The sequence below is a fragment of the Crossiella sp. S99.2 genome, from assembly GCF_023094165.1.
In the GTDB taxonomy this organism is placed as follows: domain Bacteria; phylum Actinomycetota; class Actinomycetes; order Mycobacteriales; family Pseudonocardiaceae; genus Crossiella.
The window spans coordinates 64,177-79,357 of record NZ_JALMDK010000018.1 but is presented as its reverse complement, the minus strand read 5'-3'; the positions used below and the strand labels follow the sequence as shown (position 1 = coordinate 79,357).

At 71.2% G+C, this 15,181-nt stretch carries 13 protein-coding genes; 11 read left to right on the top strand and 2 right to left on the bottom strand.

What is annotated here, in order from left to right; all coding sequences use genetic code 11:
- The first annotated feature begins 261 nt into the window (after window positions 1–261).
- Together MZC64_RS42345 and MZC64_RS42340 are read left to right on the top strand one after the other, a co-directional pair.
- Entirely contained in the window at window positions 262–1,404 is a 1,143-nt protein-coding gene (locus tag MZC64_RS42345; protein WP_247765132.1) for a helix-turn-helix domain-containing protein, read from the top strand.
- Between the two features lie 74 nt (window positions 1,405–1,478).
- Window positions 1,479–2,165, top strand: a complete 687-nt coding sequence (locus MZC64_RS42340) for a DNA alkylation repair protein (protein ID WP_247765131.1) — start codon at window positions 1,479–1,481, stop codon at window positions 2,163–2,165.
- Window positions 2,166–2,330: 165 nt separating this feature from the next.
- Here the strand turns inward: MZC64_RS42340 and MZC64_RS42335 are convergent, their stop codons facing one another.
- Window positions 2,331–2,912, bottom strand: coding sequence for a helix-turn-helix domain-containing protein (locus MZC64_RS42335; protein ID WP_247765130.1), 582 nt, complete (start codon window positions 2,910–2,912; stop codon window positions 2,331–2,333).
- 110 nt (window positions 2,913–3,022) lie between these two features.
- Between MZC64_RS42335 and MZC64_RS42330 the strand changes: the two genes are divergently transcribed.
- From MZC64_RS42330 to MZC64_RS42315, 4 genes are all read left to right on the top strand, one after another.
- The gene (locus MZC64_RS42330) at window positions 3,023–4,024 is read left to right on the top strand and encodes an alpha/beta fold hydrolase (RefSeq protein ID WP_247765129.1); all 1,002 of its coding nucleotides are present in this window, start codon (window positions 3,023–3,025) and stop codon (window positions 4,022–4,024) included.
- Window positions 4,025–4,064: 40 nt separating this feature from the next.
- On the top strand, window positions 4,065–5,096 hold the full coding sequence (locus MZC64_RS42325; protein WP_247765128.1) for a phosphotransferase: 1,032 nt from the start codon (window positions 4,065–4,067) through the stop codon (window positions 5,094–5,096).
- Between the two features lie 62 nt (window positions 5,097–5,158).
- Window positions 5,159–5,692 (top strand): sigma-70 family RNA polymerase sigma factor, encoded by a 534-nt coding sequence (locus tag MZC64_RS42320; RefSeq protein ID WP_247765127.1) that lies wholly within the window; start codon window positions 5,159–5,161, stop codon window positions 5,690–5,692.
- A complete protein-coding gene (locus MZC64_RS42315; RefSeq protein ID WP_247765126.1) occupies window positions 5,689–6,480 on the top strand; it encodes a hypothetical protein in 792 nt (263 codons plus the stop codon). The genes MZC64_RS42320 and MZC64_RS42315 overlap by 4 nt, the downstream gene beginning before the upstream one ends.
- A gap of 56 nt (window positions 6,481–6,536) precedes the next feature.
- Here the strand turns inward: MZC64_RS42315 and MZC64_RS42310 are convergent, their stop codons facing one another.
- On the bottom strand, window positions 6,537–9,818 hold the full coding sequence (locus tag MZC64_RS42310) for a S8 family serine peptidase (RefSeq protein ID WP_247765125.1): 3,282 nt from the start codon (window positions 9,816–9,818) through the stop codon (window positions 6,537–6,539).
- A gap of 190 nt (window positions 9,819–10,008) precedes the next feature.
- On the opposite strand from MZC64_RS42310, the gene MZC64_RS42305 reads away from it, so the two are divergent.
- The 5 genes from MZC64_RS42305 (at window position 10,009) to MZC64_RS42285 (ending at window position 15,071) form a co-directional block, all read left to right on the top strand.
- Window positions 10,009–11,256 (top strand): serine hydrolase, encoded by a 1,248-nt coding sequence (locus MZC64_RS42305; protein WP_247765124.1) that lies wholly within the window; start codon window positions 10,009–10,011, stop codon window positions 11,254–11,256.
- A gap of 50 nt (window positions 11,257–11,306) precedes the next feature.
- Window positions 11,307–11,870, top strand: coding sequence for a VanZ family protein (locus MZC64_RS42300; protein WP_247765123.1), 564 nt, complete (start codon window positions 11,307–11,309; stop codon window positions 11,868–11,870).
- A gap of 185 nt (window positions 11,871–12,055) precedes the next feature.
- Window positions 12,056–12,730 (top strand): response regulator transcription factor, encoded by a 675-nt coding sequence (locus MZC64_RS42295; RefSeq protein WP_247765122.1) that lies wholly within the window; start codon window positions 12,056–12,058, stop codon window positions 12,728–12,730.
- Window positions 12,723–13,823: a HAMP domain-containing sensor histidine kinase gene (locus tag MZC64_RS42290; protein ID WP_247765236.1), complete on the top strand. Its 1,101-nt coding sequence runs from the start codon at window positions 12,723–12,725 to the stop codon at window positions 13,821–13,823. Before MZC64_RS42295 ends, MZC64_RS42290 begins: the two co-directional genes overlap by 8 nt.
- 78 nt (window positions 13,824–13,901) lie before the next feature.
- Window positions 13,902–15,071, top strand: a complete 1,170-nt coding sequence (locus tag MZC64_RS42285; protein ID WP_247765121.1) for an MFS transporter — start codon at window positions 13,902–13,904, stop codon at window positions 15,069–15,071.
- The last annotated feature ends 110 nt before the right edge of the window (window positions 15,072–15,181 follow it).

The window sequence follows — 15,181 nt, the reverse complement described above, 5'->3', positions numbered from 1 at the left end:
CACCCGCTGTCAACAGCGTGCGCCTGCTGAAGCCCGAACCGGTGTCCTGACTGGAATTGGGCACGCTGAACACACCTTTCCGCGCCGAAGGGGGTGTTGGCGCGAGCTGACGGGGCAGGGGACCGCGCTGTTACGCTCGCGTGATCCCAGGTAACCAGTAGTGGCCGAGGCGAAGATAGGCTCGTCCCGCCAAAGGCCGTCGACCCCGTTGTGGCCGCCACACAACGACGTCTCCGGAGGGTGCTTGTGGTTGCTGGGCGGATGACCGAGGTGATGCTGCGCGCGCTGGCGGTGGTGGCCGCCGACGACAAGGTCGTGGCCAGGGTGACCAACGCGGCCCGCGCCCACTCGCCCGAGGTGGCCCGGCTGCCGGAGGCGGAGAACCGGCGGCATATCGCCACCCTGCTCGCCGAGGGCATCGCGCACCTGGAACGCGGCGACGCGCACGAGGAAGGCGAGTTCACCGCGGCGCAGGCACTCGGCGCGGACCGGGCCGCCCAGGGCGTGTCCATCGGCGGCCTGCTGCGCGGGGTGCACGCGGGCCGCACCGAGTTGATCAGGGCGAGTGTGGAACTGGCCCGTGGCACCGACGCCGACGACGCGACCATCCTGGACTTCATCGTCGACCTGGACCACTACGTCGGCGCGGTGGAACGGCACATCATCAGCGGCTACCACACCGCCGAACTCCAGCTCTCCCGCACCGCGCGCGATCTGAACACCCAGGTGCTGCGCCGGTTGCTGGTGCCCGACGGCGATTTCCCGGACGCCGCCGAACTCGGCCGGGCGGGATTGCGACCGGCCGAGCAGTACCACTGTGTGGTCTCCGACGTCACCGATCCGGGCCGGGCCAGGGCCCTGGAGGCCCGCCTGCAACCCTTCGGCGGCGTCTACGGCCTGGTCGAGGGACGACTCGCGGGCCTGGCCCAGCAGCCGCCGTGCTGGTCCGATGAGGACGAGGTGCAGCTGGTGGTCGCACCCGCCACCGCGCTGACCGCGCTGCGCGAGGTCTACCCGATGTGCGTGCGGGCCCTTGCCGTGGCCGTCACCGGCGTGCACCGGCTCACTGACCTGGCCGGGGAAACCGCGCTGGCCGCCTACCCGGCGCTGGCGGCGACCCTGGCCGCGGAACTGATGCGCCCGCTGGACGAGAAAAGCGGCTTCCACCAGGAAATCGCCGCCACCGCGTTGTGCTACCTCGACCACGGCCGTCGACTGACCGCCACCGCCACGGCCCTGCACATCCACGCCAACACCGTGCGCTACCGCCTGGACCGGCTGGCCGAACTCACCGAGATCGACCTCAGCGAAACCTCGCCCACTGGCCGCTCGAACGTGCTCACCACCCTGCACACCTGGTGGGCCCTGCGCACCTGGCTGGCCGGGGCCGCCGTGGACCGGTGACCAGCCCGGAGCTGAGCGGCGCACCGCGCTTGCTCGTAGGCTGGGCCGCATCCGGGACGGAAGAGGAGAGGGTGATGGCCGAGACGACCCTGGCCGGGACGACCGTGCCCGAGCTGCTGGCCGAACTGGCCGCGCTGGAGGACCCGAAGGCCCGCGCGGTGAACGAGAAGCACGGCGATGACCACGGGGTGAACCTGGGCAAGCTGCGCGCGATCGCGAAACGGCTGAAAACCCAGCAGGACCTCGCCCGGCAGCTCTGGGCCACGGGGGAGACCCCGGCCCGGCTGCTGGCGCTGCTGATCTGCCGCCCCAAGGCGTTCGAGCGGGACGAGCTGGACGTCATGCTGCGCGAGGCGCACCGGCCCAAGGTGCACGACTGGCTGGTCAACTACGTGGTGAAGAAGGGCCCGCACGCGGAGGAGCTGCGGCTGATCTGGTTCGCCGACCCGGACCCGGTGGTGGCCAGCGCGGGCTGGGCGCTGACCAGCGAACGCGTGATCAAGAAGCCCGAGGGCCTGGACCTGGCGGCCCTGCTCGACCTCATCGAGGCGCACATGAAGGACGCCCCGGAACGCCTCCAGTGGGCAATGAACTTCTGCCTGGCCCAGATCGGCATCGAACACCCCGAACACCGCGCCCGCGCCCTGGCCATCGGCGAACGCCTACAGGTGCTCAAGGACTACCCCACCCCACCGAACTGCACCTCCCCCTTCGCCCCCACCTGGATCAACGAAATGGTCCGCCGCCAGCAGGAGAAGTAGCCCCCCCACCCGCCGTGTTGGCCGTTCCGGACGCCGTGTTGGCCGTTGTCGTACGGTGCGTTGGCCGAACTGGTACCACTTGGGCCAACTGGTACGCCCACTTGGGCCAACTCGGCGTACCAGTTGGGCCAACTCGACGTCCACAACGGCCAACACGCCGGGGAGCTAGCGCTCCGGGGTGGTTCGGACGTGGGCTCGGACGCCTTGTGGGTCGAACAGGACGAGGATCTCGACCGCCTCGCCGTCGGCGCTGCCCAGCCAGTGCGGGGTGGAGGTGTCGAATTCGGCGGCCTCGCCGGGGGGCAGGGTCAGGTCGCGTTCGCCGAGGACCAGGCGCAGGTGGCCGTTGAGCACGTAGAGCCACTCGAAGCCGGCGTGGGTCTGCGGGGTGGGTTCGGCCGGTTCGCGCCGGGCCGGGATGAGCATCTTGAACGCCTGTACCCCGCCCGGTCGCCTGGACAGCGGCACGAAGGTCAGGCCGAACTTGTGGATCGGCTTGAGGTGGATCCGCGGGTCGCCGGTGCGTGGCGCGCCGACCAGATCGTCCAGCGGCACGTCGTAGGTGCGGGCCAGTGGCAGCAACAGTTCCAGGGTCGCCTTGCGCTGCCCACTCTCCAATCTGGACAGTGTGCTCTCCGAGATCCCGGTCGCCGCGGCGAGTTCGGCGAGGGTGAGGTCGCGGGCCGTGCGCAACGCGCGCAGGCGCGGGCCGACCGCGTCGAGCACCTGGTCCATCTCGTCGTCCATGGCTCCAGGTTGCCAGAACGGCAAGAATCCGTGCCAGCTCCGGCAACCCCTGGCGAGACTGGCCGCGGCGCCATCCGGTGCCGCCGACCTCGTTTCCAGGACGGGAACCCATGATCACCGCACCGCGCCGCCCCGCCCGCCGGATCGCCGCCATCGCCCTGGCCCTGCTGCTCAGCACCGCCGCCTGCGCCGCACCGCCCGCCGCCGAGATTCCCGCGCACGCCACCGCCACCCACGGCGATCCGGCCTTCGCCAAGACCTTCCGGCACGAGTTCACCGAGGTCGACGGCGTCCGGATGCACTACGTCACCGGCGGCCGCGGCACCCCGGTGGTACTGCTGCACGGCTGGCCGCAGACCTGGTTCGGCTGGTGGCCGATCCTGCCCGCACTGGCCGAACACCACACCGTCTACGTCGTCGACCTGCCCGGACTCGGCGACAGCAGCGGCACCCCGACCGGCTACGACAAGGCCACCCTGGCCCGGTACGTGCACACCCTGATCGCCGACCGCCTCGGCGTGCGCGACGCCCGCGTGATCGGCCACGACCTCGGCGCGGCGGTGGCCTTCCAGTACGCCGCCCAGTTTCCCGCCGACACCACACAGCTCGGCTACCTCGACCTGCCGCTGCCCGGCCCCGGCATCAACGCCGCCACCTACCGCTCGCTGAGCTGGCACATCGCCTTCCACTCCCAGCGCCGCGTGCCGGAAGCCGTGGTGGGCGACAACGTCCGCGAGTACCTGGCCCTGTTCTACCCCCAGGTTTCCTTTGGTGGCACGGCTTTCGGCGGCACCAGCGACCGTTCGCCGTTCACCGAGGCCGAGATCACCGAGTACGCCCGCACCTACCGCCGCCCCGAGGCGCTCACCGGCGGCTTCGAGCTGTACCGCAGCCTGGACAAGGACGTCCGGGACACCGTGGCGGCGGCCCCGGTGCGAGTTCCGGCGCTGGTCATGACGGCGCAGGGGCAGGTCGAGGCGATCAAGGCCACGGTGGCGCCGCGGCTGACCAACATCGTGCGCGCGGTGGACGTGCCGCAGGCCGGGCACTGGCTGGTGGAGGAGAACCCGCGGTTCGTCACCGAGGAGTTGCTGCGCTTCCTCAAGGGCTGAGGCCCGGAAACCGGTTGCCGCCGGGTGCGAGGATCAGCTGGTGACCGTCTCGCCGCCGGACGCCCGGCTCGACCACGCGTGCGCCACCGCCGGGCTGCGGCCGATCGCGCCACCACGGCGGATCGTCAGTCACTCCAACGACACCTGGTTGATCGAGGACGAGTGGCGCGGCCCGGTGGTGCTGCGGGTGTCCTGGCGCGGCGACGTCGCCCGGATCGGCCGGGAGGTCGCCGTGACCCGGCAGCTGCCCGCTACGATCCGCTGCCCGGAGGTCCTGGACCACGGCACGCTGTTCCTGCACGGGAGTCAGCTCGCCTACTCGCTGACCCGCCTGGTGCCCGGACGCCCACTCGACGAGTGCTGGCCCGCGCTGACCGAAGGGCAACGGCGGTCGGCGGTGTCCCAGCTGGCCGCCATGCTGCGGGAGCTGCACGAGTGGACGCCGTCGCCCGATCTGACCGCACTGCTGCTGGATCGCCCGTACCGCCCGGGGAACCGGATCACCGGCCTGCTCGGCGGCGACCACAATCCGCTGCCGGTCGCGCGCGCGGCCGAGCTGGCCGAGCACGCGACCGGCCTGCCGCACGTGGATCCCGGTCTGCTGCGTGCCGCCGCCGGGGTGCTGCACCAGCTCGCGCCACTCGGGCAGCCGGTGGACGATCCGGCGGCGCACGGGCTGCTGCACGGCGATCTCCAGCTGGGCAACCTGCTGTGGTCCGAGGCCGGCGAGCTGACCGTGCTGGACCTGGAGTGGGTGCGGTTCGGGCCGCCACTGCTGGACCTGCAACGGCTCTGCGAACGCGCCGATACCGACCACCTGGTTGGCGCCGACACCCATCCGACCGTGCTGCGCGGGCTGGAGTCGGACTACCCGGCGGCGTTCGCCGGACCGCACCCCGCGGCCCGGCTGCGGCTCTACACCCTGGCCTACGCCATCCGCGATCTCCTCGTGCACCCGCCGGACCGCGAGCCGGATCAGCTGCCCGCCGACCACTCGCTGCACCGGCTGCGCCGACTGGTCGAGGACTCCTGGCCCGCACCGGGCGCGCTGCCCGCCTCGCTGACTCGCTGACCTGCACCGGGACCTCCCTGAAAGACTGGGTGCGCAGCCGGACATAACCCAGGGTGGAGCAGGTGGACGTGGAGCCGCGCCAGACCGGGTTCGAGGCGCTCGCGCAGGGGCTGATCGAGCCGTTGCGGCGGTACCTGGCCCGGCGGACGGATCCGGCGACCGCGGACGACGTGCTGTCCGAGACCCTGCTGGTCTGCTGGCGGCGGCGGGCCGAACTCCCGGCCGAGCCGCTGGCCTGGGCCTATGCCGTGGCGCGGAACTGCCTGGCCAACGCGGACCGGGCGCGCCGCAGACAGGACCGGCTGCTGGTGCGGATCTGGCAGTTGGCCCGGCCGCCGGAGCAGGCCCCGCCCGAGCCCCCGCCCGCCGGGTCGGACCCGGATCCGGAGCTGGCCGGGGCGCTGGCCCGGTTGTCCACTGTGGACGCCGAGCTGGTGCGGCTGTGGGCCTGGGAGGAACTCGGCCCGGCCGAGATCGCCCTGGTGGTGGGGCTGAGCCCGAACGCGGTCAGCATCCGTCTGCACCGCGCACGGCAGAAGCTGAGGTCCATGCTGCCCGAGCACGAGCGGGCGCAGGCGGAAGGGGAGCGGCCATGACCGAGGACAACCTGCGCGACCGGCTGCGCCGCGCCGACCCGGCGGCCGGACTGCGTCCCCTGCCACCCGACCAGACCCGCCGACTGCTCACCGAGGCCAGCACGGCCGTGCTCGACGTGCCCGCGCCCCGGCCACCCTTCCTCCGGCGACCGCTGGTGCTCATCGGCGCCGGCGCCCTGGTCGCCACCACAGTCGTGGTGGTGGCCCTGACCAGCGGCGGGAGTGGTGGCGGCGAACCAGGTCCTGGGCCGGTCATCGCGCTGCCGACCAGCACCGGGCAGCCGGGACCGGGGACGGGAACGTTCCCGGGAACGTTCCCGGGAGCGCCCAGCAGCAGCGCGGCCCAGCCGAACCCCACCGGCCGACCGCCCTCCGGCACCCCGCACACCACCAGCCCGCCACCGGCGACCACCTCGCCGACACCGGGCGGCAAGATCACCGTGAACGTGCTCACCGACCGCGCGGACCCCGGCGGCCGCTGCCCCAAACCGGAGGCCCAGCACCTGGCCGCGACCGCGGGGCTGGCCTTCGAGGGCACCGTGCTGCGGGTGGTGGACAACCTGGTCACGCTCCAGGTCAAACGCACCTGGACCGGCGCGGAGACCGACCTCGCCGAGGTCCGCAACGCCGACGCGGCCAGTTCGGCGATCCTGGCCGGACTGGCGCCGGAACCCGGCCAGACCTACCTGGTCGCCGCCGCCGACCGGCAGGTGATGGGCTGCGGTTACAGCGGTCCGGCCGACGCGGAGCTGCGGGCGCTCTACGACCAGGCGTTCCCACGCCGCTGAACAGCACGAAGCGCCCGGCAGGGGAGCTGGCCGGGCGCTTCGTGTCCTTCCCCGCGCTACTTGGTCAGATAGGCGTCGAGCACGGTCTGGGTGACCGTGTCCCCGCCATTGCCCACCGCGGTGGCCCGCAGCGACACGCTCTTGCCCTTGGCCGGGTTGACCACGAACGCCGCCCCGCCCGCGACCCATGCCTGCTGCCAGCTGACGCCCCGGTCGTAGGACACCGCCGCGGTCAGTGACTTGAGCTGGTCACCGGCTGCCGCGCCCTGCACGGTCAGCGGCACCCGCTGCCAGGAGTGCGCGGGCAGCGCGCCGTCCAGGCCGAGGGCCGGGGTGAACCGGACCATGGACACCGGCACCCGGGTCAGGCCGTCGGTGTGCGCCGAGGTGAAGCCCCAGGTGGTGCTGACCGAGGTGCTGATCGCGGCCAGGTCCTTGCGGTTGGCCGTGGTGGTGAACTCGTACCGGCCGGCCGCCGCGGGCAGGGAGAAGAAGGTCTCCGGGTCCAGTGGGCGGTCGGTGGAGCCGATCACCTTGCCGTCCAGCTTCAGCACGGTGGAGCCGGAGTCGATGGCCGAGCCGCCGCCGCGGCCCTGGCCGTCGGTGAAGAACGGCAGGCCGCCGAGCAGGATGTCCCCGTCCCGGAACAGGCCGGTCCGGCGCTCCGCGGGCAGGGCGGGGCCGAAAACGCCGGTATTAAACGTCTTCTGGTGGGTGCGGCCCGGCTTGAGCACCTCATCCTCCGTTTCCCAGGCTGCCTCGGTGCTGCTGCCGTGGTCCTGCTCGAAGCGGAAACCCCAGACCTGCTTGGGTGAGTACAGGTGCATGGTCCGGGTGTGCGGGAGTGCGTAGCCGAAGGCCCCGGTGATCACCGGGCTGTCGCTGATGGCGGCGTTGGCGTAGAGGAAGCCGGTGCGGTCCGGCGCGGTGGCACCGGCCGCGGCGGTGACGGTGACCAGGTCCTTGTTCGTCAGGTGCTTGCGGTAGCCGGTCCAGAACCGGGTGAGCGTGCTGGACTGGTCGACCAGGTGGAACTCGGTGCGGTCGGCGGCTCCGGAGTAGGAGCCGACCAGCAGTTCCTCGGTCTCACCCGGCTTGCCCTCGGGGCCGATGTGCGCGGTGTGCAGGACGTTGAACGGCAGGCCCAGCAGGCCGAAGCCGTACTCCATGCCCGGCGTCTTGTGGCCGACCCTGATGTAGGCGTGTCGCTGCACCGCCTCGCGGTCGGGCAGCCCGATGTCCACCGGCTTGGCCTGCCGCGCGTCCAGGGTGAGCGTGGTGTCCGCGCCGACCTCGATGTTGCCGCCGTTGAACCAGTTGTAGCCGGCGTCCGGCTGTTCCGGGCCGATCCAGCTGCGTCCGGTGAGCAGGTAGCGGCCCTTGGGCAGTCGCAGGGTTTCCAGGCCGGTGCCGAGTTCGTGGTAGGTGCCCTTGGCTTCCCCGGTGATCCCCTGGAGGTCGGTCCGCCAGTCCGCGGCGGGCCGGCCCTTGCGGTCGATCGCCTTGATCGTGACGCTGTACCGCTCGGGTTCGCGGGTCACTGCGGCCGGGGTGCTGACGGACTGGCCGCCGCCGGTGGCGGTGACGTAGGCGCTGAAGGTGCCCTCGGCGTCCCCGCCCAGCCTGGTGTCCGCGGTGAGCGTGGTGGTGGCGGTGCCGCGGGCGGGCACGGTCAGCGTGCTCTGGCCGAGGGTGAAGAAGCCCTGCGGTGCGGCGGAACCGTTGGGGCCCTTGCCTTCCGCGCCGATCGAGAGCGTGATCGGCTGGTCGCTGGTGTTGCGGTAGACCAGGTCGCGCTTGATCGGGGTGTCGTCGCCGTGCGGCCACAGCGCGGTGCCGAAGGACAGCGAGCTGTCCGCGGAGACGGTCTGGGTGATCGCCTTGGCCACGTCGACCCGGCCCGCGCCTTGCTCGAACGGGTTGTGCGCACCCGGTTTCGCCGCGGCCATCAGCGCGGCCTTGAGCTGTTCGCCACGCCAGTCCGGGCGAGCCTGGGCCAGGATCGCCGCGGCCCCGGCCACGTGCGGGGTGGCCATCGAGGTGCCGTCCAGGGAGATATAGCCCTCGGCCGGTTTGGGCCGGGACTCACCCAGCCTGCTGCCCGCCGCGGCCGCCGCGCCGATGCCCACCCCGGGCGCGGTGAGGTCGGGCTTGATCGCGCCGTCGCCGTTGCGGGGCCCGGTGCTGGAGAACTCGGCGAGCTTGTCGTTGCGGTCCACCGCGCCCACGGTGAGCGCGGCCTGTGCGCTGCCGGGGGAGCCGACCGAGTTCGGACCCGCGTTGCCTGCCGCGATCACGAACAGGGTGCCGGTCTGCTCGGAGACCTTGTTGATCAGGATCTCCATCGGGTCCAGCAGCGGGCTGTCGTGGCCGCCCAGGCTCAGGTTGACGATGTCCGCCTGCTGCTGCACCGCCCACTCGATCCCGGCCAGGATCCCGGACTCCGCCCCGGACCCGTCATCGCCGAGCACCTTGCCGTCCAGGATCCGCGCGCCCGGCGCGACACCCTGGTACTTGCCGCCGGACTTGGCGCCGCTGCCCGCGGCGATGGAGGCCACGTGCGTGCCGTGCCCAACCCGGTCCTTGTTGTCCGGCGCGGGCGTGAAGTTCTGCTCCGCGATCTCCTGGCTCGCCAGGTCCGGGTGACTCTGGTCGACCCCGGTGTCCAGCACCGCGATCTTGACCCCCTTGCCGTCGAACCCGGCCTGCCAGGCCGCTGGCGCGCCGATCTGCCCGGTGCTGCGGTCCAGCGCGGCCCGGTGCACCGCGTCCAGCCAGATCGTGCTCACCCCGGGCGCGGGACGACGTTCCTTGGCACTACCAACGGTAAGCGCTTCCCACATGCCGCTGGCGCGATCAGCGGACACCATCAGGGCGTCGGCCCCGATCCGCGGGAACGACCGGGTCACCTCGGCTCCGCTCCGCCGCCACCCCGGTGCCCCGCCCTGGGCGGAGACCAGCAGCCCGAGGCCCTTGCGCGCGGTGTACTCGGGACGGCTCAACAGGGCCAGGTCGAACAGCCGCCGATCGAGCTTGCCCTGGGCGATCATCACCTCCGCGTCGGCCGGCACCGCGTACACGTGCCCGGCGTCGGAGCGGACAGCGACCGGGATGCGGTCCCGGCCCGGCGCGGGCCGGAACTGCGTCGGCCTGCCCTGGTCGTCGGTGCGCACCCGGTCACCGGTGACCAGGGTGATCCAGTGCTGTCCGGCGGAGGTGACGGTGGCGGACGGTGGGCTGGTGGGGGCCGTGGTCGCGGCGGCGGGGGTCGCGATCGCGAGGGCGAGGACCGTGCTCAGCGCGAGGCTGAGCGCGGCCCGCGGGCGGTGCTGTCTCAACGGGGGCTCTCCTTCTGACGGACTGCTCCTCGGAGGGCATATGTCCGTCAGGGGACCCGGTCTTTCAGTCCGGGCCGGGATGTATCGCGGGCGTATCGAAAACCGCATACGCCCTGACAACAGTCCACCGACTTCAGTGGAGGCGACAAGCGACAACGGTCGGTGCGCCGGCCAGGGAAGGACCGTGGGTATGAACTCGGATTCCGCAGGCGGCATCGACCGGCGGCGGCTGCTCGGCTGGGGTGGGCTGGCGGCGGCGGGCGCGGTGGCCGGGGCGCCGCTGCTGGGCGCCGGGCTTGGCCACGCGGCACCGGCTGAGTCGTCCCGGCAGGACCGGCTGCCGCCGGACACCCTGCCCGGCGGGGCCTACGACCGGTTTGTGGCGAAGCTGGCCGCCGAGGACAAGTTCTCCGGCACGGTGCTGCTGTCCTACCGGGGGCGGACGGTGCTCTCGCGCAGTTATGGCTTGGCGGACAAGGAAAAGGGGATCCGCAACCATGACGGCGTCGCGGTCAATCTGGGCTCGGCGGTCCAGCCGTTCGCCGCGGTGGCCATCCTGCAACTGGCGCAGCAGGGCAAGGTGCGGCTGTGGGAACCGGTGGGCACCCATCTCAAGGGCTTCGCCACCGACATCCTGGAGAAGGTGACCGTCCACCACCTGCTCAGCGGCAGCTCCGGGCTGGTCAACCCGGCGCATGACCTGCAGCGCGTCTTCCACAGCAAGGAGGAGGTGCACGAGTACTGGGAGCGGTGGTCCCGGCAGGGCAAGCTGGAGTTCGCCCCCGGCTCGGACTCCGACCGGTCGGAAGGCTGCCTGGTAGTCGCCGCGCAGATCGTGGAGGCGGTGAGCGGTCTGACCTACTGGGACTACGTGCAGGAGCACATCTTCCGGCGCGCGGGCATGACCGGGTCGGGGTTCTTCACCAGGCCGCAGTGGCTCACCGAGCCGCACATCGCGCACTCCTACATGCGGCAGGCCGACGGCAGCCGGGTGGACGCGGTCCGGAACCTGGACAAGGGCGGCCTGAGTCCGTTCGAACCGGGCAAGAACAATGCCCGCGCCTTCATCGACCACGCCGGGAACGGCGGCTTTGCCACCGCGACGGACCTGGCCAGGTTCGCACAGGGACTGCGGGACGGCACGGTGCTGGAGAAGGCATACGCCGACCTGTTCACTCAGGCCAAGATCCCCATCGGCCGGGGCAAGTTCGGCGGCCCACCGCCCGATTTCCCGGCGTTCACGAACTACACCATGCCGATGTCCATCCACAAGGGACAGTGGGTGACCGGGCGTGGCGGCACCAATCCCGGCACCAGCGTCAACTACAACCTCTACCTGGACAGTGGCTGGGTCGGCGTGGTGCTCAGCAATTACGACGACATCCCGCTGGGGGAGATCCTGGAGCTGGAGCAGAAGGTCATCATGGGCGCGCCCTGACTTCTGTTGGCACCACAAGACAATCTCGGTCGAAGGAAAGCGGAGTAAGAGTGCTCGACAAGTGGCAGGACTGGGTTGGCACGGAGACCGGTCTGGTGGCCGGCACGGTGCTCGCACTGCCGGTGGCCGGGGCGGTGGTGTGCGGGCTGGCGGTGCTCCGGCGGGCCGCGGGCACGCCGACGGGGTGGGCGTGGCGGCGGTCGGTGGCCGAGGTCGGCCTGGTCTACGGGACGCTGCCGTTCGTGTGGCTGACCCTGATGCCGGGCAGCCGGGCCGGCCTGGTGCCCGGCCGGACGAGCCTGGTGCCGTTGCAGGATCTGCTGGAGATGGACACCGGCCAGATCATCGGCAACATGCTGATCTTCGCGGCGCTGGGATTCTGCGCCCCGATGCGGTTCTTCGCGATGGGGTCGCTACGGCGGGTGCTGGCGGTCGCGGGCGGCGCCTCGATCCTGATCGAGGTCGCGCAGTACGTGTTCCAGCTGGACCGGGTGTCCTCTGTGGACGATGTGCTGCTCAATGCCACCGGCGCGGTGCTGGCCGCGCTGATCTCGCGCCGCTGGTGGCGCACCAGATCCGACGTCCCGGCGTCGCCGATCTGCCAGGCCGCCTAGCCATGTCCGCAACTCACCGGCGTGTTGGCCGTTGTCGTACGCAGTCTTGGTACGCCCACTCGGCCAACGCACCGTCCATAACGGCCAACTCGCCGTCCGCAACGGCCAACTCGCCGTCCATAACGGCCAACACGCCGTGCGAGAACGGACGACGCGGTGGTGGGGCGAGTGCCTAGGCTGCTGATATGCGCGTGTTGATCGTGGAGGACGAGCCGCATCTGGCTGAGGCTGTCCGGGACGGGCTTCGGCTGGAGGCGATCGCGGCGGACATCGCCGGGGACGGGGACACCGCGCTGGCGTTGCTCAGCGTGAACTCCTACGACCTCGCGGTTCTCGATCGCGATATCCCCGGACCCTCCGGTGATGAGGTGGCCCGGCGGATCGTGGCATCCGGCAGCGGGATCCCGATCCTGATGCTCACCGCCGCGGACCGGATCGACGACAAGGAAACCGGGTTCGGACTGGGCGCCGACGACTACCTGACCAAACCGTTCGAGCTGCGTGAGCTGGTGCTGCGGTTGCGGGCACTGGATCGTCGGCGCGGGCACGCCCGGCCGCCGGTCCGCGAGATCGCGGGCCTGCGGCTGGACCCGTTCCGCCGGGAGGTCTTCCGGGACGGGCGTTACGTCGCGCTCACCCGCAAACAGTTCGCGGTGCTCGAAGTCCTGGTGGCGGCCGAGGGCGGGGTGGTCAGCGCCGAGGAGTTGCTGGAGCGGGCCTGGGACGAGCACGCCGACCCGTTCACCAACGCCGTGCGCATCACCGTGTCCGCGCTGCGCAAGCGGCTCGGCGAACCCTGGCTGATCGCCACCGTGCCCGGCGTCGGCTACCGGATCGAGGGCGGCGATGCCCGTGGATAGGCATCCGGGTGCGAGCGCCCGGCTGAAACTCACCGTCAGCTATGCCGGGGTCGTGCTGGTCACCGGCAGTGTCCTGATCGCCGTGGCCTGGCTGTACCTGCTGCGGTACGTGCCGGACAAGGATCAGGGCCTGCTCGGGATCAGCCCCAACCGATTCCTGCTGTCGCGCATCTTCGGCGAGGCCGCGACCGTGGCGATGATCGTGCTGCTGGTGATCGGCCTGGTGGGCGGCTGGTTCCTGGCCGGGCGGATGCTCGCGCCGCTGAACCGGATCGGCGACGCGGCCCGGCTGGCCGCGAAGGGCTCGCTGTCCCACCGGATCCGGCTGCCCGGCCGCCGGGACGAGTTCCGTGAACTCGCCGACGTCTTCGACACCATGCTGGAAAAGCTCGAATCCCACGTTGCCGAACAGCAACGCTTCGCCGCCAACGCCTCGCACGAACTGCGCACCCCGCTGGCGATCTCCCAGGCACTCCTGGAAGTCGCCCGCACCGACCCTGCCCAGGACCGGGGCGAACTGATCGAACGCCTGCACACCGCCAACAAACGCGCGATCGACCTCACCGAGGCCCTGCTGCTGCTCAGCCGCAGCGACCGCGGCGGCTTCACCCGCGAGCCCGTCGATCTCTCCCTGCTCGCCGAGGAAGCCGCCGAAACCCTGCTGCCACTGGCCGAACGGCGCGGGATCACCCTGGAGGTCACCGGCGAACCCACGCCGACCGCGGGTTCGGCCGCGCTGCTGCTGCGGATGGTGATGAACCTGGTGCAGAACGCCATCGTGCACAACCTGCCCGCCGGCGGCGCTGTCACGGTGCACACCGAATCGCGGCACGGCGCGAGTGTGCTGCGGGTGGCCAACACCGGCCGGCCGCTGTCGCCGGAGCTGCTGCCGACCCTGACCGAACCCTTCCAGCGCGGCACCGAACGCGTGCGCACCGAGGACCACGCCGGCGTCGGCCTCGGGCTGGCCATCGTGCACAGCATCGTCCGGGCCCACGACGGGATCCTGGAACTCGAACCCGGCCCCACCGGCGGGCTGCTCGTCACGGTCCGGCTGCGCGGCACACCGCGGGCCCTGTTCCCCGACTCATAACTGCCGAGTTGGCCCAAGTGGTACGCCCAGTTGGGCAAATTAGGCGTACGACTTGGGCCAATTCGGCGTATCGGTTACGTGCAACGGCATCTGGAGGCCGATGTCGTCCTCGGCGCGGCCGCGTGCGGCTTCGGCGCCGGGCTGTTCTTCATCGCCTATGCGTTCTTCGAGCTGCCGAGCAATATGCTGATGGAGCGCTACGGCCCCAAGATCTGGCTGACCCGGATCATGGTCAGCTGGGGTGTGGTGTCCGCGGCCATGGTGTTCGTGCAGGGCCCGCTTTCCTTCTACCTGCTGCGGTTCCTGCTCGGCGCGGCCGAGGCCGGGTTCTTCCCGGCGATCATCTACTACTTCTCCCGCTGGCTGCCCTCCTCGCACCGGGGCCGCGCCACCGCGCTGTTCGTCGCGGGCTCCTCGATCGCCGCGGCCATCTCCGGCCCGCTCTCCGGTCCGCTGCTGGCCCTGCACGGATTCCTCGGCATCCCTGGCTGGCAATGGCTTTTTGTGCTGGAGGGCACCCTCTCCGTGGTGGTCGGGCTGTTCGCCTACCGCAGGCTGGACACCAGCATCGACACCGCGGGCTGGCTTTCCGTGGCGGAGAAGAAAGCGCTATCCACCGCGATCGAACAGGAGGACGCCGGTCGCCGGGCCACCGCCGACGGGCCGGTGTCCCGCTGGCGGATGCTGCTGCACCCGCAGATCCTGCTGTTCTGTCTCATCTACTTCGCGATCCAGCTTTCCATCTACGCCAACACGTTCTGGCTGCCCACCATCGTGCACCGGATCTCCGGCGCGGACGATGTCACCGTCGGCCTGCTGTCCTCGCTGCCGTGGATCTGCGCGATCGTGGCGATGTACCTGACCGGCCGCGCCTCCGACCGCACCGGCCGCAGCAAACCGCTGCTGATCGCCGCACTCGTGGTGGCCGCCGGCGCGACCTACCTCGCGGCGGTGGCCGCACCGCTGTTCGCGCTGGTCCTGCTGTGCGTGGCCGCGATGGGCTTCAAGAGCGCCAGCCCGCTGTTCTGGACCATTCCGCAGGGCAACGTGCACCCGGTGGCGATCGCCTCGGTGGTCGCGGTGGTCAACTCGCTGGGCAACCTGGGCGGGTTTGTCGCCCCGTACGGCTTCGGCCTGATCAAGGAGGCCACCGGCGAGGTCACCTGGGGTCTCTACGCCCTGGCCGCGGCGAGTCTGCTGGCGGCGGTGCTGGTGTTGTTCGTGCGCCGGGACCGGGTGGTAGGGTGACGACGTCGGCGCCTTCAATGGATCTGCCCGGCGACTGCGGTGTTGTGTTCTGCCCGCATCGACTCGAACGCCTCGACGTTCCCCCTGTTCCAGCCTCTGGACGCATCGTC

Coding starts and splice junctions, on each gene's coding strand:
- MZC64_RS42345 (WP_247765132.1), top strand. CDS start 262: ATGACCGAGGTGATGCTGCGCGCGCTGGCGGTGGTGGCCGCCGACGAC.
- MZC64_RS42330 (WP_247765129.1), top strand. CDS start 3,023: ATGATCACCGCACCGCGCCGCCCCGCCCGCCGGATCGCCGCCATCGCC.
- MZC64_RS42340 (WP_247765131.1), top strand. CDS start 1,479: ATGGCCGAGACGACCCTGGCCGGGACGACCGTGCCCGAGCTGCTGGCC.
- MZC64_RS42305 (WP_247765124.1), top strand. CDS start 10,009: ATGAACTCGGATTCCGCAGGCGGCATCGACCGGCGGCGGCTGCTCGGC.
- MZC64_RS42295 (WP_247765122.1), top strand. CDS start 12,056: ATGCGCGTGTTGATCGTGGAGGACGAGCCGCATCTGGCTGAGGCTGTC.
- MZC64_RS42335 (WP_247765130.1), bottom strand. CDS start 2,912: ATGGACGACGAGATGGACCAGGTGCTCGACGCGGTCGGCCCGCGCCTG.
- MZC64_RS42315 (WP_247765126.1), top strand. CDS start 5,689: ATGACCGAGGACAACCTGCGCGACCGGCTGCGCCGCGCCGACCCGGCG.